This window comes from Pseudochrobactrum asaccharolyticum (genome assembly GCF_003314995.1).
GTDB lineage: Bacteria > Pseudomonadota > Alphaproteobacteria > Rhizobiales > Rhizobiaceae > Pseudochrobactrum > Pseudochrobactrum asaccharolyticum.
In genome coordinates this window covers 362,922-385,619 of record NZ_QNRH01000001.1, presented here as the reverse complement: position 1 = coordinate 385,619, position 22,698 = coordinate 362,922, and the positions used below count along the sequence as shown (strand labels likewise).

General features: G+C 51.7%; 15 protein-coding genes. 4 read left to right on the top strand and 11 right to left on the bottom strand.

Features of this window, described 5'->3' with window-relative positions:
- The first annotated feature begins 260 nt into the window (after positions 1-260).
- Both DFR47_RS01695 and DFR47_RS01690 read left to right on the top strand, forming a co-directional pair.
- Positions 261-1,163 carry a uracil-DNA glycosylase gene (locus DFR47_RS01695; RefSeq protein ID WP_113942674.1) on the top strand — a complete coding sequence of 301 codons (903 nt, stop codon included), beginning with the start codon at positions 261-263 and terminating at the stop codon, positions 1,161-1,163.
- Between the two features lie 163 nt (positions 1,164-1,326).
- On the top strand, positions 1,327-2,592 hold the full coding sequence (locus tag DFR47_RS01690; protein ID WP_113942673.1) for an MFS transporter: 1,266 nt from the start codon (positions 1,327-1,329) through the stop codon (positions 2,590-2,592).
- A 7-nt stretch (positions 2,593-2,599) separates the two neighbouring features.
- On the opposite strand, the gene DFR47_RS01685 is transcribed toward DFR47_RS01690, so the two are convergent.
- Positions 2,600-3,541 carry a DMT family transporter gene (locus tag DFR47_RS01685; RefSeq protein ID WP_272906759.1) on the bottom strand — a complete coding sequence of 314 codons (942 nt, stop codon included), beginning with the start codon at positions 3,539-3,541 and terminating at the stop codon, positions 2,600-2,602.
- A 419-nt stretch (positions 3,542-3,960) separates the two neighbouring features.
- On the opposite strand from DFR47_RS01685, the gene pepN reads away from it, so the two are divergent.
- On the top strand, positions 3,961-6,600 hold the full coding sequence (pepN, locus tag DFR47_RS01680) for an aminopeptidase N (RefSeq protein ID WP_113942672.1): 2,640 nt from the start codon (positions 3,961-3,963) through the stop codon (positions 6,598-6,600).
- Between the two features lie 301 nt (positions 6,601-6,901).
- Positions 6,902-9,280: a PAS domain-containing sensor histidine kinase gene (locus tag DFR47_RS01675; RefSeq protein ID WP_113942671.1), complete on the top strand. Its 2,379-nt coding sequence runs from the start codon at positions 6,902-6,904 to the stop codon at positions 9,278-9,280.
- Between the two features lie 2 nt (positions 9,281-9,282).
- Here the strand turns inward: DFR47_RS01675 and DFR47_RS01670 are convergent, their stop codons facing one another.
- The 10 genes from DFR47_RS01670 to DFR47_RS01625 form a co-directional block, all read right to left on the bottom strand.
- A complete protein-coding gene (locus tag DFR47_RS01670) occupies positions 9,283-12,225 on the bottom strand; it encodes a bifunctional [glutamine synthetase] adenylyltransferase/[glutamine synthetase]-adenylyl-L-tyrosine phosphorylase (RefSeq protein ID WP_113942670.1) in 2,943 nt (980 codons plus the stop codon).
- A 182-nt stretch (positions 12,226-12,407) separates the two neighbouring features.
- Entirely contained in the window at positions 12,408-13,826 is a 1,419-nt protein-coding gene (locus DFR47_RS01665; protein WP_210207243.1) for a sensor histidine kinase, read from the bottom strand.
- The gene (locus DFR47_RS01660; protein ID WP_113942669.1) at positions 13,823-14,533 is read right to left on the bottom strand and encodes a response regulator transcription factor; all 711 of its coding nucleotides are present in this window, start codon (positions 14,531-14,533) and stop codon (positions 13,823-13,825) included. The genes DFR47_RS01665 and DFR47_RS01660 overlap by 4 nt, the downstream gene beginning before the upstream one ends.
- Positions 14,534-14,641: 108 nt before the next feature.
- Positions 14,642-16,174 (bottom strand): Do family serine endopeptidase, encoded by a 1,533-nt coding sequence (locus DFR47_RS01655; RefSeq protein ID WP_113942668.1) that lies wholly within the window; start codon positions 16,172-16,174, stop codon positions 14,642-14,644.
- 126 nt (positions 16,175-16,300) lie between these two features.
- Positions 16,301-16,810 (bottom strand): cytochrome c-type biogenesis protein, encoded by a 510-nt coding sequence (locus DFR47_RS01650; RefSeq protein ID WP_113943179.1) that lies wholly within the window; start codon positions 16,808-16,810, stop codon positions 16,301-16,303.
- Positions 16,810-18,804: a heme lyase CcmF/NrfE family subunit gene (locus tag DFR47_RS01645; RefSeq protein WP_113942667.1), complete on the bottom strand. Its 1,995-nt coding sequence runs from the start codon at positions 18,802-18,804 to the stop codon at positions 16,810-16,812. Before DFR47_RS01645 ends, DFR47_RS01650 begins: the two co-directional genes overlap by 1 nt.
- A 98-nt stretch (positions 18,805-18,902) precedes the next feature.
- Positions 18,903-19,340 (bottom strand): cytochrome c maturation protein CcmE, encoded by a 438-nt coding sequence (gene ccmE / locus DFR47_RS01640; protein ID WP_245416441.1) that lies wholly within the window; start codon positions 19,338-19,340, stop codon positions 18,903-18,905.
- A 62-nt stretch (positions 19,341-19,402) separates the two neighbouring features.
- Positions 19,403-20,608, bottom strand: coding sequence for a c-type cytochrome biogenesis protein CcmI (ccmI, locus tag DFR47_RS01635; protein ID WP_113942665.1), 1,206 nt, complete (start codon positions 20,606-20,608; stop codon positions 19,403-19,405).
- A 143-nt stretch (positions 20,609-20,751) separates the two neighbouring features.
- Positions 20,752-21,201 (bottom strand): hypothetical protein, encoded by a 450-nt coding sequence (locus DFR47_RS01630; RefSeq protein ID WP_113942664.1) that lies wholly within the window; start codon positions 21,199-21,201, stop codon positions 20,752-20,754.
- A 158-nt stretch (positions 21,202-21,359) separates the two neighbouring features.
- Positions 21,360-22,688, bottom strand: coding sequence for a sensor histidine kinase (locus DFR47_RS01625; protein ID WP_113943178.1), 1,329 nt, complete (start codon positions 22,686-22,688; stop codon positions 21,360-21,362).
- Positions 22,689-22,698 lie beyond the last annotated feature (10 nt).

Here is a 22,698-nt window from a genome sequence, read left to right as displayed (position 1 = left end):
CTCCATAGCATCGGGCGTGATAGCGGGTTCCCGTTATTGTAATCTATTCACCCTGATACAGGGTTGTAACACAGTTCAAATGCGTCCTATTGTCCAAAATCGCCGCAGATCATGACGTTTGTTCACTAACAGATCACTATAATATTGACGTAAACGTCAATGTAAATGGTTTTTGAACAACCCCGTCCGAAAGCCCTTGCCAAAGCTCTGACAATTTGCGACCTCAGAGCAGTAAACATGCCTAAAACCGGAACAATCGTGTGTCAGACACTGCAATCACTGCCAATTGGGAAGATCTGATTCGCTTTTACGCGGAATCCGGAGTGGATTCTGCGTTGAATGCCGAACCGGTTGACCGTTTTGCAGAAGCAGCAGCTCTTGCGGCGGCACAGCCAAAACGTGCTGCACAACCTGACAATACAATGCGCAACAATGCAGCGGCATCAGCCGGCAATGCGCAACAGGCACCGCGGCAGAACCCTGCCTCACCGGCAAGTCAGCAACAAAGGGCACAGCAAGCTCCTGTTCCGGCACAGGCCTCTATTGCACCGGAAGTCCTGCTGGAAGAAGCCCGTAAACTCGCCGGTAGCGCAGACAGTCTCGACATGCTGCAACAGGCAATGGCAGGCTTTGACGGCTGCCGCCTGAAGTTTACTGCCAAGAACATCTGCTTTGCTGATGGTTCTGCGAATGCCGACCTGATGGTGATCGGTGACACACCAGGACGTGACGATGATCTTGAAGGCATTCCCTTCTCAGGTCCTGCCGGTCATATGCTGGAGCGTATTCTCGCCGCCATTAATCTGAAGCGCGAGCAAGTCTATCTGGCCAATACTTTGCCATGGCGTCCGCCGGGCAACCGCCCTGCAACGCCGCTGGAACTCGACCTCTGCCGTCCGTTTCTTGACCGCCAGATTGAGCTGGTTGCGCCAAAAGTAATTGTTGCGCTCGGCGACCCTGCGGCAAAGGCGCTGACAGGCTCCCGCGAGCCGATCTATAAATTGCGCGGCAACTGGCATAGTCTGACAACTGCCGGTGCACAGACCGTCGCAATTATGCCAAGCCTGCATCCGGATTACCTGTTGCGCACACCGGCGCAAAAGCGTTTTGCATGGGAGGATTGGCTGATGGTCAAAATGCGTCTGGAAGGCAATGAAGCCTGATCCTTGGGTTAGTACGTAAAATACGACATAAATATCCGTGAAGAGAGAATTCTTCGCGGCTCGGAAATGCCAATATCCCTGCATTGATTTCACAATACAGTCCTGCTGAATGTGTTCTCTTTTACGGCTCTCTGCCGTCGAAGATTAAAGTCCGGATAAAGTCATGCCTGCACAGTTGTTGCCGATTACAGCGCTTCTTTTCAGTACACTTCTGATGCTGATGGCCGGTGGCCTTGCAGGCCTGTTGCTGCCAATCCGTGCGGGCCTCGAAGGATGGTCAACGATTACCATCGGCTGGATGGGGACTTTCTATTCCCTTGCCTTCACGGTTGGTTGTCTGATTGTACCGATCTTCGTGCGCAATGTCGGCCATGTGCGCGTCTTTACCGTGCTGCTGACTATTCTCGGCATGTCTCTACTGCTGCACTCGCTGATCATCGACCCGATTGCATGGATGGCTTTCCGTGCCTTGGCAGGCTTTTCGCTCGCCGGAGGTTATATGGTGGTGGAGAGCTGGCTGAATGAGCGCGTCAACAATGACAGCCGCGGTATGATCTTCTCGGTCTATATGATCACCACAATGATCGGCACAATGTCCGGTCAGTATATTCTGCCTTTCGGTGATCCCTCAACGCAGACCCTGTTTATCATCTGTACGCTGATTTACAGCTTTGCGCTTATCCCTACAGCCTTATCGCGTGCGGAATCACCGAAACCGCTGACACAAGTGTCGCTGGATATTCGCGGTCTGTATAAGCGCTCTCCGGCGGCTGTCATCGGCTCGTTGATATCCGGTATTATTGCCGGTTCGTGGAATATTCTCGCACCGATCTATGGCCAGAAAAACGGACTGGATAATCTGAGCATCGCAACCATGCTGGTCACAGCTGTGATTGGCGGGGCAATTTTCCAATATCCGCTGGGGCGGTTCTCCGATTTTGCCGATCGCCGTTATGTCATGGTCTTCTGCGGCAGTGTCGGCGTTCTACTGGCAATTATGCTGACTTTTGTTTCTCCCGCAGACGGCATCAGCGGGTATGCGGTTATCTTCCTGATGGGAGGCGTGCTGTTTCCGATCTACAGCCTCAATGTCGCGCATGCCAATGACTATGCGGAAGCCAATGAGTTTGTGAAAATCTCCGGCGGCCTACTGATTGTCTATGGTATCGGCAATATGATCGGACCGCAGATCGCAGCCCGCATGATGGAGAGTTTAGGCAAAACCGGTATGCCGGTGACACTGAGCATCTGCTTTGCTGCCTATGGCCTGCACGCACTCTGGCGCATAACCTTGCGGGAGCGTCCGGCGATCAGTGATCAGAAGACTGAGTTCAAATATCAGGCCACCAAAAACATCAACACGCCGGAAAGCTATCAGATGGATCCGCGCAGCGATGTGCCGGAAAAAGATGAGAATGAGAAGAACTGAGAAATACTCAGCTCTTTCTCAGTTTTCTGCCGGATAATTTATGCTCGCGGAAAATGATGAAGATACCCGCACCAATCACAATCGAACTGCCGATCAGCATTTGAGCGGTCGGTACATCGCCAAAGACCACATAGCCGATGCCTAATCCCAGTAGCATGGATGTATATTCAAACGGTGCAATGGTCGACATTTCGGCATGGCGGTAGCATTCTGTGAGAAAGATTTGCGCAATCCCGCCCGCAAAACCGGCACCGATCAGCAGTCCCAGCTGCCACATCTGCGGCACAACCCAGCCAAACGGCATGGTGAACAGCGCAATCACTGTCGAAGTCAGCGAGAAATAGATCACAATGGTTGCGGTGCGCTCATGCTTGACCAGTTTGCGCACCAGCATCATCGCAACGGCTGACGACAAAGCGCCGATCAAAGCAAAAATCGCTCCGATCCCTTCCGCCTGACTCATCCCTCCGCTTGAGAACATGCTCAAACGCGGCCAAACGATAATCAGCACACCAGCAAAGCCGATCAGAACAGCAGACCAGCGATACAAGCGTACCTGCTCTTTCAGGAAAATCGCGCTCAGCACTACAATCATCAGCGGCGATGCGTAATTGATGGCAATGCTCTCCGGCAATGGCAGCAATGTCAGAGCGTAAAAACCGCTCAGCATCGACATTACCCCAACGAGACCGCGCCAGATATGGCCGAAGATATCCGAGGTCACCATGACGCCCTGCAACTGATGCGTATAGGCCAAATAGATGACAACCGGAAAAATTGCGAAGAATGAGCGGAAGAATACAAGCTCCCCCGCAGGTATGCCCTCTGCTGATTTCAGCAATGTCGACATCAGCACAAAAACAAAAACGGAGGTTACTTTGCAGGCAATACCAAGCAATGGCCGTGTTTCAGGCACAGTTTCTCCGGTAGCGGCGATAGAATCTGCCAGCGGCAGATGGCGCTCTGGGGCATTCACAGTGAAAATTCCTTAACTGCCGCTGAATTTCACGCGGCAGACTCCCTCTCTTAATGCTCACAGCATAGCTGACAAAGGTTAGTTTGCCAGCATTATTTACAGGGATTGTCAGCAATTTTTGCAATGAATGAAGCGTAAAACAGACATTCTGTTCAGAAGCCCAAATCCGAAACTTCAAACCGTTTCCTTGAGTTACAGCGGCTCCAGTTAAGACTGAATCGTTGGAGCCGCTGTAACTATTTATTTTACCGCATTATCCATTGCCAAAACCGCTTCGCACTTTTGGCTCGCAAATGCTCTAAACCAAAATTTTCACAAGGATAGCGGTTTCGCCAGTGAAAAAAATGACTTAACCTCCCCGCACAATAGTCAAAGTCAGTTCAGGAGCAGTTATGCGTACCGATACAGGTCATGTCTTTCGCCTCGAAGATTACCGCCCGTCAGATTATCTGATACGCAAAACCGAGCTGGATTTTCAGCTTGATCCGGAAAAGACACTTGTCACTGCACGCCTGACGATCGAACGTCGCAATGATGTCTCTCTCACGGCACCGCTGATACTGGATGGTGATGAGCTGGAACTGGTGAGCTTACAGATCAACGGTCTCCCTGCCACGGATTATCTGGCTGATCCGGAACTGCTCACTATCAATTCCTTACCGCAACAAAGCCCGTTTACGCTGGAAATTGTCACAAGGATTAATCCGACAACCAACCGGCAATTGATGGGGCTTTACCGTTCGAGCAATGTCTATACCTCACAATGTGAGGCAGAAGGCTTTCGCCGTATCACCTATTTCCTTGACCGGCCGGATGTTCTATCGGTTTATACCGTGCGCCTTGAAGCCGACAATCAGGCAGCTCCAATCCTACTCTCCAACGGCAATCTGCAAGAGGCTGGCGATCTGGCGGATGGTCGTCATTATGCATTGTGGCATGACCCGCATCCCAAGCCGTCCTATCTGTTTGCCTTGGTTGCCGGTGATCTCGGTTCGATCAGTGATCAGTTCATCACGATGTCCGGCAAACAGGTCGCACTGAACATCTATGTCGAGCATGGCAATGAAGCCCGTGCTACCTATGCAATGGATGCGCTGAAGCGTTCCATGCGCTGGGATGAAGAGGTTTATGGCCGCGAATATGATCTCGATATTTTCAACATTGTTGCCGTATCCGATTTCAACATGGGCGCGATGGAGAATAAAGGGCTGAACATCTTTAATGACAAATATGTTCTCGCCGATCCGCAGACCGCGACCGACACCGATTATGCCGGTATCGAAGCGGTGATCGCCCATGAATATTTCCACAACTGGACGGGAAACCGCATCACCTGTCGCGACTGGTTCCAGCTTTGCCTGAAAGAAGGTCTGACCGTTTATCGCGACCATGAGTTTTCCAGCGATATGCGCTCCCGTGCGGTGCACCGTATTGATGAAGTGAAAGTTCTCAAGGCCCAGCAATTTCCGGAAGACGGCGGGCCGCTGGCGCACCCGGTTCGCCCGAAGGAATATCGCGAGATCAATAATTTCTACACTGCAACCGTTTATGAAAAAGGCAGCGAACTGATCCGTATGCTGCGCACCATTATCGGTGATGAGGATTTCTATAAAGGGCTGGATCTCTATTTCATCCGTCATGACGGTGAAGCTGCGACTATTGAAGATTTCATCAAATGTTTTGAAGACGTCAGCGGCCAGTCTCTCACGCATTTTGCGCTGTGGTATGATCAGGCAGGTACGCCTCTGGTCACTGTCAGCAGTAATTATGACGCTGCAAGCCAAAGCCTGCGCCTGACACTGGAACAGAAAACCGAACCGACACCAGGTCAGTGTGAAAAGCAGCCAATGCATATTCCGGTTAAATTCGGCCTGATCGGGGCTGATGGCAAAGATATTGCGATTTCATCTTCTGAAGGCACCGGCGTGCAAGGTGATGTCCTGCATCTGCGTGAGGCCTCACAAAGCTGGACATTCCGCAACATTACAGAGAAGCCGGTCTTGTCAGTACTGCGGGATTTCTCCGCACCGGTGCATGTCGCGCAATCATTAAGCCGCGATGAGCAATTGTTTCTTGCCCGCCATGACAGCGATGCCTTTGGTCGCTGGCAGGTTATTCATTCGCTGATGAGCGATGCGATTATAGCCAATGTCGAAAAACTGCGCCTGCAACAGTCTGCCGTGTTTGATCCGGCTCTGGCCGAACTGCTGGCAGAGCTTGCACAGGATGAAACGCTGGATCATGCTTTCCGTGCACTCTGCCTGACATTGCCGGAAGAAGCGGATATTGCCCGTGACATTGGCAGCAATATTGATCCCGACCTGATCCGCAACAGCCGCGAAGCTCTGCTATCAGCAATCGCCACACATGGGTCTGAAGTTTTTGCCAAGGCCTATGACAGCTTGCAGGATGCTGCACCATTCACACCGGATGCTGACAGTGCAGGCAAGCGGGCACTCAAAGCTGTGCTACTGCAATATCTGGCAATTTCGGATAATGCTCCGCAGCGGGTTTATGAGCAGTTTACCACCGCTGACAATATGTCCGACAAGCTGGCGGCACTGACGCTGCTGGCGCATCGTTTCTACACGCATGATTTCGCAAAACGCGCATTGGCGCAATTTGAGCAGGATTACAGCGCGGTACCATTGGTGATGGATAAATGGTTCAGCGTACAGGCGCGCCGCCCTGCCCCTGATGCTCTGGAAGCGGTGCAGAGCCTGATGCAGCATCCGCTATTCTCACTCGATAACCCGAACCGCGCGCGCTCTGTACTCGGTGCCTTTGCTGCCAGCAATCCGACCGGCTTCAACCGGCAGGATGGTCAGACCTATACATTCTTTACGCAGCTCATTCTGACAATTGATCGCGAAAATCCTCAGCTGGCTTCGCGCCTTCTCACCACTCTGCGCTCATGGAAAACGCTGGAGCCGGTACGCCGCGAACATCTGAAGGCTGCTTTAGAGACGATCGCTAAAACAGAAAAACTCTCTGCCGACGTGCGCGATATCACTGAGCGCATGCTTGCCTGACCAAATGCGGGGACGGGAAAGCACATCTTGCTTTTTCGTCCCCTGCTTTAAAAAGAACATAATGTTTTACAACAAATAAACACTGCACCGCATATTGCTGAATCAAATCAGAATCATGCGCACCCGATTAAAGTGTCTCTTTCTGAAAACTGATCGAATCACCTTCGAATCGGCAGAGGTTTTTTATTAATTATTAATTAAAAGCACTGGACACAGCGAATCACATTTGATTCATTAGGGTTATTCGGATTTCTCACCCCGAATCACTTCAAAAAGCAAACATTCAGATGAGGGCCACGGGATGGCAAATACCGACGCGCATCGCGCGCCGAATGGTGTCCGTTACACTTCAGAAAGACGTCCGAAGCGCTTCAAGCTTTCCGGCTATGTCTATCTGTTGTCGGGCCCTGCCTATCGTAAACTGCTCTCCCTCGAGCCGGTGCTGCGTCGCATCGTGCCGGTGCTGATTATTGCATTTCTGGTTATACTGGCCGGAGCGCGGATGATGTCGCTGCTCAGCCAACGTGAAGAGATTGAAAGTGATGCCCGCCACGAAATGGCGCTGACGGCTGCCCATGTAGCCACAAAGCTGCAGAAGCAGATGGAAGCCACTGCGCCCGCAGATAATTCCGGCGATTATAGCGCCATACAGGATTTGCTGGTTGAGCTGCGCTCACAAGGGCTGATCAGCTCCGGTCTTGAGCTTGCCATTCTCGATGAAAACTCAAAAATCATTGCCGCTCTGAGCAGCCGTCAGCTGCTCGGTATTCAGGCTGAAACGCTTTTCTCCGAAGCGCATCCCCTGCTGATGTTTGGTGGCCGCGCCGGTGTGCAGCCGGTAAAGTACCGCAATGAAGCGGCCTTTGCTGCGGCTGAAAAAGTTGAACCGCAAAATATACAGGCAGCAACCGCTGGCATCCTGTCTGTTGTCGCGTTCAATACGGAAAAAGAAATATTCAAAGACTGGCGGCAGGTGCTCTCGCTCAATATTACCTTATTCGCCGCCACTGCCGGTGTCTTACTGGCTATTCTTTATGCCTATTTCTCTCAGGCGGCGCGTGCTCGCGATGCCGATGATTTCTCCCATCAGATCCAGAAGCGGATTGATCTGGCGCTCGCCCGTGGCCGTTGCGGTCTCTGGGATTGGGATATGGCGCGAGGCCGCATGTTCTGGTCACGCTCGATGTATGAAATGCTCGGCTATGAAGCTGTCGACAGCGTTCTGTCATTTGGTGATGTTGCAGCCATCGTTAATCCGGTTGACGGCGATCTCTATGAAATCGCCACACAGGTCATGTCCGGAGAGCTGCGTCAGGTCGACAAAGTTCTGCGTATGCGCCATGCCGAAGGCTATTGGGTCTGGATGCGCGTTCGTGCAGAAATCGCCAATGAGGGTGATGTCCATCTGGTTGGTATCGCTTTTGACGTCAGCGAGCAGCACCGCTTTGCACAGGCCACCGCCGAAGCTGATCTGCGTATCCGTGAAGCGATTGAAAGCATTTCCGAAGCATTCGTTCTCTGGGATGCCGAAAGCCGTCTGGTGATGTCCAACGGCAAGTATAATGAATATGCAGGTCTGCCTGCCACTGCTCTGAAAGCCGGTGTAACGCGCGAAGATATTCAGCCGCTGCTGCGCCCTGCTGCTTTTGAGCGTCGTATGGCCAATGAAAATGACCGCAGCGGTGCGCAGACATTTGAGCGCCAGCTTGGTGATGGTCGCTGGCTGCAGGTCAACGAACGCCGCACGCAAGACGGCGGTCTGGTATCGGTCGGTACCGACATTACCCAGCTGAAACTGCATCAGGAACGTCTGGTGGACAGCGAACGTCGCCTGATGGCAACCATTCAGGATTTGAGCCTTGCGCGTAAAGCGGAGAAAGACCGTGTGCGCGAGCTGTCTGAACTGGCATCCAAATATGCGACGGAAAAGGAACGTGCGGAAAGCGCGAACCGTTCAAAATCTGAATTCCTCGCGAATATGTCCCATGAACTGCGCACGCCGCTCAATGCGATTATCGGTTTCTCCGAAATGATCTCGGCAGGCACCTTTGGCCCGCTCGGCTCCGAGCGTTATGCGGAATATATTCACGACATTCACACCAGCGGCAATTATCTGCTCAATGTTATCAATGACATTCTTGATATGTCGAAGATTGAAGCCGGTCATTTCTCTCTGGACCGCGAAGATATTGATCTTTATCCGCTGATCGAAGAAACCGTGCGTGTGATCTCGTTGCAGGCAGAACAGAAACATATCTCCGTTGAAACCAGCATTGCAGACACGATCACTGCCAGCGCCGACCGCCGTGCGATCAAGCAGGTGCTGATTAACCTGCTGTCCAATGCAGTAAAATTCACCGGCGACGGCGGAAATATTCTGGTGCGTGCGCGCAAGACCAATGGCGCGCTGATCCTCACCATTAAAGATACCGGCTGCGGTATTCCGCGTGATGCACTGAAGAAACTCGGCCATCCGTTTGAGCAGGTCGAAAACCAGTTCACCAAAACCCATACGGGTTCCGGTCTTGGTCTTGCGATTTCCCGCTCACTGGCAGAACTGCATAACGGGGCGCTGCGTATCTGCTCGACAGAAGGCGTTGGTACAATCGTCTCTGTGCGTATTCCTGATCGTAAAGCACCTGCGCTGACAGCCCCTGTCAGCGACGATGTTGCGGCTTAGTTTTAGCCTTTCAGCAATTGTTTAAAGGCTTTGGCCACCAGCTCAGTTGTCTGATCCAACTGATGCTCGACATGGCCGATATCGGGTAATTCTGCAGCACGGCACAATAATTCCAGCAAGCCTGGCAGATAGTCTTCCCGTCCCGTATTATCGTCAACACAGAGACGAATAATCTGCGTTATATTGCTATAAAAATGATGCGCGCCTGCCAGTTCCTCTGCCTGTGCAGGGCTGGAAAATTCCGATTTCAAATGGCGCAGATTAAGCTCGGTTGATGTATGGCGTGTTTCCGTCGCCACCTGCCCTGTCAGTACTGCGAATTGCGCGATAAATTCCAGATCAATCAGGCCGCCGGAACGCAATTTCAAATCCCAGTTATCACGCGGTGGTTTTTCACTGGCAATCAATGCACGCATCTCGACCATTTCTTTCGCGGTCTTTTTAACCTCGGAAGGAATAGCGAGAATGGCATCGACCTCGGCATCGATCTCATCGCGGAATGAGCGGTCACCAGCAATCGTGCGGGCGCGGGTCAGCGCCATATGTTCCCACACCCATGCTTCATTGCGCTGATATTTGCTGAAAGCCTCAATATGCGTTGCAACCGGCCCTTTATTGCCGCTTGGGCGCAAACGCATATCCACCTCATACAGCACACCTTCGGCCATTGGTGCTGATAAAGCCGCGATCAGGCGCTGTGTCAGGCGGATATAATATTGCGAGGCTGCAAGCTGCTTCTCACCATCGGAATAGTCAGCATCTGCATCGTGATCATAGAGCAAAATAATATCTATATCTGAGCCGGCGGTGAGTTCACGGCTGCCAAGCTTGCCCATGGCCAGCACTGCAATACGGCCACCGGCAATCTGACCATGACGCAGAGAGAACTCTTTGAGTACTGCGCTCAAGGCACGATCAATCATCAGCTCGGCAAGGTCAGAGAAAGCCCTGCCCGCGCGAACACCATCGATTGCGCCGGTCAGCAGGCGGATACCAATCAGAAAGCGTTGTTCGGCAGCAAAGATGCGCAGACGGTCGAGTGTCTGCTCATAGGCATCGCCCGAATTCAGGCCTGAACTTAGAAATGTATCCAGCCGCTCCTCGAGATAATTGCGCGTTGGCAGCTCCGAGAAAATACGCGGATCGAGCATACCGTCAAAAACATGCGGCTTACGGGTAATGATTTCAGCCAGACGCGGAGCAGCGCTCATCACCAATACCAGCAGATTGAGCAATGCCGGATTGGATTGCAGCAGACTGAAAAGCTGGATGCCTGACGGCAAACCTTGGAGGAAATCATCAAAGCGCAGCAATGCATCATCTGCACGCTCGGTAGCGGCAAAAGCATTCAGCAAAGCCGGAGTCAGTTCCGTCAGGCGCTCCCGTGCTTCTGCGGTTTGCGTGGCGCGGTAGCGGCCAAAATGCCATGTGCGGATAATACGGCAAATATCACTCGGACGTTCAAAACCAAGCTGCGACAGCGTTTGCAATGTATCGGGATCATCTGTCTCACCGGTGAAAACCAGATTACCGCCGCTGCTACCAAGTTCCGGTGCCTGTTCAAACAATGCTGCATAATGTTTTTCAACCATCCGCAGAACTGCCAGAAACTCGGCTGTAAAACTGTCATTATCCGGATAGCCCATCATCGCAGCAATGCGGCTGAAGCCTTCATCATCTTCCGGCAGGATATGCGTCTGCTCATCAGCAACCATCTGAATACGGTGTTCGACATTACGCAGAAACTGATAATTCCGGCTCAGCTGATCGCGGGTATTCTCGCCCACCCAGCCACGCTCATAAAGCTTGGTCAGCATGGCCAGTGTTTGCGATCCGCGCAATTCAGGAAAGCGCCCGCCCGCAATCAGTTGCTGGGTCTGAACGAAAAACTCGATCTCGCGAATGCCTCCGCGCCCTAGTTTCACATTATGGCCACGCACCGCAATATCGCCATGACCGCGATGTGCGTGGATCTGGCGCTTGATGGAGTGAATATCGGCAATAGCTGCATAATCGAGATATTTGCGCCAGACATAGGGTGCCAGCTCTTTGAGGAATTGCTCCCCCGAAGTGATATCACCGGCAACAGGCCGCGCCTTAATCATTGCCGCACGTTCCCAGTTCTGGCCGCGTCCTTCGTAGTAATGTAGCGCCGCACTCACCGGAATAGCCAGCGGTGTTGCCCCCGGATCAGGGCGCAGACGCAAATCAACGCGGAATACATAACCGTCAGCCGTTCTGTCCTGCAGAATTTTCACCAGCCGTCGTGCCATACGGGAGAACAAATCAACACACTCATAGGGATCAGTAAGTGCCGGACGGGCACTGTCGATGAAAATGATCAGGTCAATATCGGAAGAATAATTCAGTTCTCCGGCACCGAACTTGCCCATGCCCAGTACAATAAGTCCGCTGTCTTTTTCAGGATCACTGCGATCCGGCAAAGCCAGCTTGCCTTTGGTATCACTTTCCAGCAGCAGAAAACGCACTGTTGCGCGAAGACAGGCTTCGGCAAGATCAGTCAGCCGATTGGTCGTCTGCATAACATCTACCAGCCCTGCCAGATCATCCAGTGCAATCAGCACATGGGCGGCTTTTTTGATGCGGCGCAGTTCTGTCATCAGACGACTTTCAGTCATCTCAGGATCGACACCAACAGCCCTGATCTGCACGGCCAGTTGTTCAAGTAAGATGCTGACCGGAGCGGTAAAAAGGCTTTCCAGAATTTCAGGATTGGCCTCCGTCACCTCACGCAAAAATGGTGAGCAATCCAGCACAGCGGCCAAAAATCCGGTTTCGTCGGTGTTTTGCAAATAAGCACTCAGAGCATTGCATTGATGCTCCGCCGCTGCTTCTCTTAAATTTTGCAGATAGGCTTTTGCGTTTTGGGGCTCAGGAACTGTCAGTGACTTTAAAAAACGATCAAAAAACAAAACACCGGTCATACTGCTTTCCACCCCAGAGCATTTCCCGTCAAACAGAAACAAAGGAAATGCTCTTTCTCTTTATTTCATCGCGCATCCCGAACACCGCCACGCACTTTTCGGGATGCGTTTCTTGTTTCATCGCGCATCTTATCCGAAAACCGCTACGCACTTTTCGGGATGCGCTTTAGATTCCTGCCTGATTACTGTTTTGTCTCAGTCAGGGCAGGAAAAGCAAGAACAACCCGCAAGCCCGGTGCATTATCTTCCAACATTAAACTGCCGCCATGTAATTTCATAACAGCCTTTGCCAGACTGAGTCCCAGACCGGAACCCGGTTGTGTGCGGCTTTCTTCGAGGCGTACAAAACGCTCTGTCGCCTGCTCCCGCAGAGCTTCAGGAATACCTGCCCCCTGATCGGCAATGCTGATCAACACCTGATTACCAGCCTGTTTCATCGAGACAGTGATTTTCGTCCGGCTTTCGCCGCCGTCTTCCGCAACAGGGGAATATTTGATCGCGTTATCAATCAGATTAGATACCGTCTGACCGACCAGCTCACGATTAATCCGCAGGCTGATGTCATCTTCCGCCTCGACCACAAGCTCCAGTCCGGCATCCTCTGCCACCGGCTCATATAGTTCAGCCACATCATGCAGGATCGGATTAACCGGCAGCACTTCCATATTCTCAGATGAATAGCCTGCTTCAAGGCGCGAGATCATCAGGATTGCATTGAACGTGCGGATCAGCTGATCGGACTCACCAATAATATCTTCCAGAGCCGAACGATATTCCGCATTATCTTTCTGACCGGATAAAGTGGCTTCCGCCTTATTACGCAGGCGCGTCAGCGGTGTTTTCAGATCATGCGCAATATTATCCGAGACGTGTTTTAACCCGTCATTCAGCTCTTCAATCCGGCCAAGCATGGCATTCAGATTGATCGACAGCCGGTCGAATTCATCGCCGGAACCGCTGACCGGTAAGCGCTCGCCCAGATCACCCGCCATAATGCGCTGGGAAGAACTGGAGACCTGCTTGAGCCGCAGCAATGCCCTGCGCCCGACAAAATACCAGATCAGAAATGCTCCGACGGCCATAATGCCAAGCGCCAGCACCAAGGCGCGACGCATGATATCGCGGAATAATTCCGGCTCGCTCAGATCGCGGCCAATCAAAACGCGCATACCATTCGGGATAGAAAAGATAATCGCAATCGCTTTATGCTTCTCTGCCGTCCCCTGCTCACCATAGCGCATATAGCTGAAAGGCCGGTCTGTCATACCGTTCATGTCCAGCACGCCCGGTTCCAGGCTCTCAACATTACCGGTCAGAATACGACCGGCAGGATCAGCAATGAGATAGAGAAAAGCACCGGGCTGGCGCGAACGCCGGTCAATGGTACGTACCAATAGCGGGATACTGCCACGCTCATAAGACTGCGTGACACTCGTCACCTCATCAAGCAAAGCTTTCTGCGTTTGCGCTGTGAGGAAGTTGACCGACAAATTGGTCATATAGAAAAACAACGCCATTGCGCTGAGCACAAACAGCAACAGATAAAGCGCCGATAGCCGGACCGCTGTCGTGCTTAATAACGCGCTCAGCCGGCTCATCATTGGCCGTCTGCCGTTTTTGCTTTAGCAGCAGGAGAACCGGCTTTCAGCATATAGCCCGCACCACGTACTGTGTGCAGCAAAGGCTCGTCGAAATCTTTTTCAATTTTGGAGCGCAAACGCGAAATATGCACATCAATCACATTGGTCTGCGGATCAAAATGATAGTCCCACACATTTTCGAGCAGCATGGTACGGGTTACCACCTGCCCTGCATGGCGCATCAGATATTCAAGCAAGCGAAACTCACGCGGCTGAAGATTAATGTCTGTATCTGCGCGGCGAGCCGTATGTGACAGGCGATCAAGTTCCAGGTCACCCACACGATAAACTGTATCTGCTTCTTTAGGGCTGACACGACGCTGCAATACTTCCACGCGTGCCAGAAGTTCAGAGAAAGCATAAGGTTTGGTCAGATAATCATCACCGCCAGCACGTAAGCCCGTCACGCGGTCATCCACCTGCCCAAGAGCTGAAAGAATGAGCGCAGGCGTTGTCTGTCCTTGCGCGCGCAAACCGGCAATGACCGATAACCCATCACGCTTTGGCAACATGCGGTCAATGATCAGAACATCATAATGATTATTCTCGGCCAGCGTATAACCGGCCTCACCATCACCGGCGATATCAGCAATATGTCCGGCTTCGGCAAAAGCTTTTTCCAGATAGCGAGCCGCTTCGCGGTCATCTTCAATAATCAAAATACGCATCTGAGACCCTCAATTCCGAAAAGCACCATGCACAACAACAGACGAAATGAACAGAGAGGCGGCGTTAATAAAACACCGCCTCCCGCTTTTAATAAGTAGATTTAAAGATCAACCCTGATCAACCGGCAATGCAACAAAGCTGTTCTGCCCGTTACGCTGTACCTGCAACAATACTGCTTTGCGGCCGTTCTTTACTGCATCTTTGATTGCTGCGTTAATTTCGGATGCGGATTTCACATCCTTATTGTTAACTGTCACAATCGTATCACCGGCGCGCAGACCTTTATCGGCAGCATCACTGTCCGGATCAACATCCGTGACGACAACACCTTTACCGCTGTCATCCGGTGTTACTGTCAGACCGTAGTCATCAAGCGTCTCGCTATTACCGGACGGGCTGTCTGTACCCTTATCGCCTGTTTTCTGATCATCAGGATAGGCTTTAATGTCGATGCTGACTGTTTCTGCCTTACCCTTACGCCAGATTGTCAGGCTGGCTTTTTCACCCGGATTGATTGCAGCAACCTTCTTGGCCAGATCACGCGGATCTTTAACAGTCTCATCATTAACAGCCGTGATCACGTCACCGGCAACAATACCGGCTTTTGCAGCAGGACCGTCGGCCTGAGGTTCAGCAACGATTGCACCTTTATCTTCAGCCAGACCAAGTGAATCAGCAATTTCCTTTGTGACCGGCTGAATTTGTACGCCGATCCAACCACGCTCAACCGAGCCCTTCTTGATCAATTGATCAACAACCTTGCTGGCCGTGGATGCCGGAATAGCAAAGGCAATACCAACGCTGCCACCTGATGGCGAGAAGATCGCAGTATTGATACCGACAACCTTACCACTCAGATCAAAAGCAGGACCACCGGAGTTACCCTTGTTTACCGCAGCATCAATCTGGATAAAGTCATCATAAGGGCCTGCGCCGATATCACGACCGCGGGCAGAAACAATACCGGCAGTAACCGTGCCACCAAGACCAAAAGGATTACCGACTGCAACAACCCAGTCACCAACCTTTACTGTGCCTTCATCATCAAAGGCAACATAAGTGAATTTGCGCTTGTCATCGACTTTCAGCACCGCCAAATCTGTACGGGCATCGGTGCCGATCAGCTTGGCATCAAGCTCTGTACCATCGTCCATCACAACAGAGAATGAATCGCCGTCTGTCACAACGTGATTGTTGGTGACAACATAGCCATCTTCAGAAATGAAGAAGCCGGAGCCCTGTGCAAGCGGACGGGCATGGCCGCGTTCACCGCGCTTCTGGCGCTTGTTCGGGCGTGCCTGTTCGCCGTCCGGACCATATGGGTTACCGAATTCTTTGAAGAAACGCTTCAGAGGATGGCCGTCCGGCAGCTGGTCAAGGCCATTGCCGCCAAAGTACTGAGTGCGGTCATTGCGGGTATTTTGTACGTCGCTTTTAACGCGAACACTCACAACGGCCGGACGAACTTTTTCAACCAGCTCGGAAAAACCAGGCTGCGCCTGAGCAGTAACACTGACAGGAGCTGCCTGTGCAGTCGAAATTGATGCCAGAGGGCCGGTTGCCAGCATTGTGCCAGCCAGAGCGGCGGACAAGAAAATGCGGCTGAGCGGGCGTCGGGAAAATGACTTAGTATCAGACATAAAATATCTCCTGAGAGGGCAGATAACCTGTAGCAGATTATCAATTATTCCTGACAAGAGATAGCTCAACCAACATTACCGGATAATTTCTGAAAGATGAAACTTTCGTAAGGTTACGAAAACTGGTTACTGTCCATCCAGCAGTTTTTCCAGACGCTTGGTTTCTTCTTCACTCAGTGGCGCAATTTGAGTCGGTGTCGTGCCACCCTTGCGACGCGAATACCAGATAACGCCGATACCGATGATCAGAATGAACACCGGAAAGCTCCACAGAATGATTGTCTGCTTGTCTAAACGCGGTTTAAGCAAGACAAACTCGCCATACCGATCAACAAGAAAATCAATAACCTGTTCATCCGTATCGCCCTGTACCAGTCTTTCGCGAACCAGAAGACGGAGATCGCGCGCCAAATCGGCGTCAGAATCATCAATCGACTGGTTCTGACACACCATACAGCGCAAGCCTGTAGACAGATTACGGGCGCGTTTCTCCAAAACCGGATCAGACAAAACCTCATCCGGATTAACTGCCCAGGCAGAACGGATATTGACCGAAGTCATACCGGCAACCGCAATGAAAGCTGCCAGCAAAAGCGTGCTCAACGACCGGACTGAGAGAGCCTTCAAGGTGATCATCATACTGCCCCGCTGACTGCCTTAACCGGCTTCTTGGCACTTGCCTTAGCCGGTGCGCCAACCCGCAGACGTCTGTCCATCAGAGACAGGAAGCCGCCGATAATCATAGCAACAGTTCCGAGCCAGATCAGTGTAACAAACGGTTTCCACCAAAGACGGACAACCATACCACCGCCGTCAATCGCATCGCCCAATGCTACATAATACTGGTTGACGCCACGGGTGATAATACCGGCCTCAGTTGTCGGCATATTGCGTGCCGGATAGAAACGCTTTGCGGCTGTAACCTTATTAGCAACGCGGCCATCCTGATGCAGCAGAGTAAACAGCCCCTGATCTTCCGTATAATTGGAACCGGCAAATGGCTGCTGACCATCATAGCGCAACTGATAGCCAGAGAAAGCAACGCTTTCTCCCTGCTTCATAATCACGACCTGCTCTGTGCCAAAGCTGGTGACGACCACAACACCCAACAGAGTGATACCCAGCCCCATATGTGCCAGTGCTGTACCAAAAACGGAACGCGGCAGACCGAGCAAACGCGGGAATGCCCGCGAGAGTTCAACTTTGCCAAAACCGGCTTTGGTTACAATATCCATCAGGCTGCCAAGGATTACCCACGCGGCCAGACCAATACCGAAGGCCGCCCAAACGGCGCGCGGATCAACCAGGATCAAGACCAAGCCAATACTGACCAGAGAGAGACCGAACACCCACATCAGGCGTTGTGCAACTGCGTAGAGATCACCACGTTTCCATGCCAGCAAAGGACCAAAGGGTACGGCAGCCAAAAGCGGGATCATCAAAGGGCCGAATGTCATATTGAAGAACGGCGCACCAACGGAAATTTTCGTTCCAGTCATCGCTTCCAGTAACAAAGGATACAGCGTGCCAATCAGAACTGTTGCGGTTGCAGTGCTCAGGAACAGGTTATTGAGTACCAATGCACCTTCACGCGACACCGGCTGGAACATTGTACCGGTGGTCAATGTCTGAGCGCGGAGGGCAAACAACGTCAGCGAACCACCGATGAAGAACACCAGAATAGCAAGAATGAACAGGCCACGTCCCGGATCAGTCGCAAAGCTGTGTACTGAAGTCAGAACGCCTGAACGCACGAGGAAAGCTCCGAGCAGCGACAGGGAGAAAGTCAGCAATGCCAGCAAAATCGTCCAGATTTTCAGCGCACCACGTTTTTCCATCACAATCGCGGAATGCAGCAAGGCAGTACCAATCAGCCATGGCATAAATGATGCGTTTTCAACCGGATCCCAGAACCACCAGCCACCCCAGCCGAGCTCATAATAAGCCCAGTAAGAGCCCATTGAGATACCACCGGTGAGGAAAATCCATGCGGTCAGCGTCCACGGGCGCACCCAGCGCGCCCATGCAGCATCCACACGTCCGTCGATCAGTGCAGCAACAGCAAAAGAAAAACAAACTGAGAATCCGACATAACCGAGATAGAGCAATGGCGGATGAATGGCCAGACCGATATCCTGAAGGATCGGGTTGAGATCCTGACCTTCGATCGGCGCAGGAATAACGCGTACAAATGGGTTAGATGTAAAAAGAATAAAGCTTAAGAAGGCCGTAGCAATCCAGCCCTGCACTGCCAGCACATTGGCGCGCAATGTATTCGGAAGGTTGCCGCCGAATACTGCAACCAGAGCGCTGAAGAACGACAGGATCAGCACCCAGAGCATCATGGAGCCTTCATGATTGCCCCATACGCCGGTAATCTTAAACAGCAATGGTTTCAGCGAATGTGAGTTTTCCACCACATTGAGAACAGAGAAATCAGACGCGACATAAGCGCGAACCAGCATTGCAGAAGACAGCAAAATCAGCGCAAACACGGCCGCAGCACAAGGTTCTGCCACGCTCATCAACCGGAAATCATTCCGCTTTGCCCCTACAACCGGCAACAATGACTGCACTAAAGCCAAAGCTAAAGCCAGAACCAATGCGAAATGTCCGATTTCAACGCTCATTCTTAGTATCCTGTCCGGTGAAAATTGCGCATCAGTTTATGGCTGCAACATTCAGCTTCTGGTATGGGAGTTTCAAACACAGCCTGCTTAAGCGCAGCTTAGTTACCTTCCCAGACACCTTTTTCTTTCAGACTATCCGCGACATCTTTTGGCATGTAATTTTCATCATGCTTCGCAAGAACATTATCTGCGATAAACACGCCATCCGGTGTAAAGCGACCTTCTGCCACAACGCCCTGCCCTTCACGGAACAGATCCGGCAGAATGCCCTCATAGGTCACTGTGACCTGCTTCAGTGTGTCTGTTACACCAAAGCTTACATGCTTATCAGCACCGCGCACCACAGAACCGGCTTCGACCAGTCCGCCAAGGCGGAAACGAGCACCGGAGGCAATATCTTCAGCCGTCACATCATCAGGCGTGCGGAAATAACGGATATCCTGACTGAAGGCCATCAGCACCAGACCAATCGCCAGCGCCAGAACCGCCATAGCACCGGAAATTAAAATCAAACGCTTACGTTTGCGATTACGCATCACCTGCGAAACACGCGGCGCGCGGTTTTCCGCAGAGGTTGAAGCAGATAGTTGACTATGGCTCATTTCAGAACTCCTGTCACATCAACGCCCAGCTGAGTTGCCGTATCAGTGAGGCGGCGCATATCATTTTCCGGCAGGGCTTTTGCAGCATTGCGCAAAGCCTCTTTCACATTATCCTGCTCCCCCAGAACGACATAAGCACGCAGCAGACGCTCCCAACCATCTACATTTGCCGGATTTTCCCGTAATCTTTCCGCAAGACCATCCACCATAGAGCGGATCATATCTTTACGCCCCTGCTCATCGAGGGATGCAGCGGCTTCAACATCTTCAGCTGATGGCCCGCGTGGCTGCTCTGTTGGGCGATCACTCTGCGCCGGTGCCGATGGTGTCACTGATCCATTACCAGATTTCAGATTAGCGATTGTCTGCTCGATATCCGCACGCCACAGCGCATCTTCCGGCGAGGTATTCAGAATGATCTGTAAAACATCAATTGCATCATCGCGTTTACCGGCCTGCAACAGAGCCCGCGCCTTCATCAAAGGCGGACGCAAATCCGTCGGCTCAACTTTTCCGGCTTCTTCAAAAAGTGCCAGCGCTTCTGCAGTCACCTGACCATTGGCTTTCACTGTCAGAGCTTCACCAAGACCGATCAGACGATCAACATCTTTGCCAAGCAGTTCCAGCGCTTTACGGTAAGCATTAATTGCATCATCCACACGTCCAAGACGCATATAGATCGGCGCCAGAATAGCCCAGCCACGCCCGTCATCGGGGGCATTTGCCAGATGCGCTTCAGCCTGTGCAATCAGTTCAACCGCGCTCTTATCCTGTATAGTATTTCCTTTGCGATCAGCCAGTGGCTGTGACGGCAGATCAGGCGTACCGACAGCCGCATAGATACCCCAGCTCAATGCCGGAATAAACAACAGCACCAGAACAACGACCCAACGGATGCTTGCACTCAGCAGATATTTCTTTTCTGCTCCATCAGTACCTGCATTGTCGCTACCTGCTAAACTTGTCATGCGACGATCATTTTTCAGAATGCGTCGAGAAATCTCAAGCCGCGCCTGCGCAGCCGACTGCTCGTCCAGCAGCCCGCGCGACAGATCGGAATCAATCTCTTTTAATTGCTGAATATAGACCGAGCGATCCTCCTCGCCCTGAGCAGCTGACACGACTTCTTTTCGCGTCAGAGGCAGCATGACGATAAGAATTGCAACGAAAGTTAAAAGTGCAGAAACAAGCCAGAAATCCATGACCGGAGACTTAATCTACCTGCTCAACAAAACCAACTGTCTGCAGTCAAATTAATGGTGTGTAGGTCATTTGGCCGCAAAGCGTTCCGGCTTTTCAGAGTGAAAAGTGAAACTAAAAAAACGGCGATCTTGAGTGGTGAAAATCAGGTCAGCGGAGTCCAGCTGCCATCATCATTGCGGCAGGCTGTGCCGCGCACCATTTGCGGAGCACCATCCACTGTGTAGCTGTGGCTATATTGTCTGCAGTTCTGCGAGCCGACCTGATAAGGCTGCGCAGCTGTCACCTCACCGGAAGTCCGGCCGGAACGGCCCTTCCATGCCACGGCTTCACCTTTCGGTGCATATTCCAGCGCTTTATACTCAGCTTCAATTGCAGCTCTGCGATCAGAGGCTGCAAGCTGAGCCGCTGCCGAGCCTAGAATACCATTACCCATAGGCGCAAGAACGGCATTACTGACAGAGCCGCGTGTAAAAACATTTCCGGTTGATGCGCCGGTCGATTTGGTCGCGTTCAGAGAAGAACAGGCTGTCAAAGACAACAGCGGCAAAATGAAAATGATTTTACGCAATGCACTTCCGGAAGACGACTTCATGAGCAACTCAACATCCTGTCAGCAACACTTTACAAAGCAATATGACCACCGCCATTTGCTCTGCAATCATTCCATTGACATCTCAAAACAAAACAAAAATCAGAAACACGCGTTTCTTGAACTACGTATTTATACCTGAAACCAGATAAAAGCAAAGGTCAGCTCGCAACAGCCGGTAAAGTAATCTGCACAGCCAGCCCGCCAAGAGATGCCTGCATCAATCCAAGATGCCCGCCGTATTCCCTTACAGTATCCTGAACGATTGCCAGCCCCAATCCTGTGCCGGGTTTACTCTCATCAATACGCTTACCGCGCTTTAATGCTTCGGCCATTTTCTCTGCCGGCAAACCCTCTCCGTCATCTTCAATCAGAATTTCAAAAGCATTGTTGCTGCCTTCCGTAGCACCTTGCTTCTGTACGGCACGTAAATTCAGATGAATTTTTGACCGCCCCCACTTAGAGGCATTTTCCATAATATTGCCGATAATCTCTTCGAGATCTTCCTTTTCTCCGGCAAAAATCGCGTCAGACAGATGATTGGAAAATGTAATCTTCAAATGCGGATTGAGTTTGGCTGTAACACGAATCATGCGCTCCAATATCGGCGTTACAGGCGCACGGAACACAACACTATCACGCTGCGCGGCCACGCGTGCACGTTGCAGGTAATGCTGAATCTGCACCTGCATTGCATCGCTCTGCTCACTGACCAATTGCCCCTGACGGCCGCCGATATTCCGACCCTCATTCATCAAAACTGAAAGCGGTGTTTTCAGAGAATGCGCAAGGTTGCCAACCTGCGTGCGTGAACGCTCTATTATGCGATGATTGTTCTCAATCAGCGCATTCATTTCCTGAGCCAAAGGCGCAATCTCAAGCGGCAGGTCTGTATCAACACGATTGCTGCGCCCCTCGCGAATATCCGCAAGAGTGCGCCGTACATGATCGAGCGGCCGTAAACCGAACAGGATAATTGCCGCATTAATCAGAATACTACCGAGGCCGAACAGTCCCAGATAAATATACAGCGTGTTGCGGAAATCACTGATTTCCGCTTTGACCTCATTGAGGTTTCCCATCACCCGAAAACGCGCAATCTTGTCAGAACTATCAAGCACAACTTCCGTTTCAACCACAGACAGTTCTTCACCGTCATTGGTTTCCACCACATAGCTGCGCATAAATGCCTGATCAAAAGGCTCTTCAGCAACAGATTTTACAGGGATTTGTTTCGCACCCAGTGAAACCGAGCCTAAATGGCCCTGCACATTGGACGACACCGGATCAACCGACCAATACCAGCCTGATCCTGCACTCGCATAACGTATTTCACCGAGTTCCGGCCGTCCATGCAGCGCGCCCTCTGGCGTCAATCCAACAGCACCGACAAGACTATAAAGATGGGCAGATAAAAGGCGCTGAAAACTGCGCTCTGCGGCATCCCGATAGAGAGACTGAATCAGCGTCGCAACAACGACAAGGGCAATAATCACCCAG